At 46.9% G+C, this 437-nt stretch carries 1 protein-coding gene; it reads left to right on the top strand.

Annotation, left to right across the window (positions count from 1 at the left end):
• Positions 1 to 24: 24 nt before the first annotated feature.
• A partial coding sequence (locus D4A39_RS19250; RefSeq protein ID WP_199699501.1) for a phosphoribosylanthranilate isomerase occupies positions 25 to 437 on the top strand: 413 nt, incomplete at its 3' end.

Below are 437 nucleotides of genomic sequence, written 5' to 3'. Positions count from 1 at the left end.
AAAATGTTTGTAAAGGTTTGTGGAATGCGTGAACCTGGTAATGTAAAGCAGGTTGCGCAACTCGGCGTTGATATGATGGGATTTATCTTCTATCCTAAGTCTCCACGGTATGCCAGTCATGTGGTGGCTCGCTCTGGTGCTGACCGCAATGTGTGCCGAGTGGGAGTCTTCGTAAATGATTCCATTTCCAATATGTTGGATAAGATTCATTCATTCTCTCTGAATGCGGTGCAGATGCATGGAAGCGAGAGCAGGGAACTGTGTGAGCAGCTGCGTGCAGCAAAGGGGAATATGAAGATAATCAAAGCCATTAGTGTTTCCACTGCCGGGGACATTCAGAAATATAAGGAGTATGTAGGCGCTGTTGACTACTTCCTTTTCGACACCAAATGTAAGACGGTGGGCGGAAGTGGTCAGCAGTTTGACTGGCAGGTACT

This window comes from Alcanivorax profundi (assembly GCF_003597125.1).
Classification (GTDB): Bacteria; Pseudomonadota; Gammaproteobacteria; order Pseudomonadales; family Alcanivoracaceae; genus Alcanivorax; species Alcanivorax profundi.
This window is presented reverse-complemented; position numbering and strand designations above follow the sequence as displayed.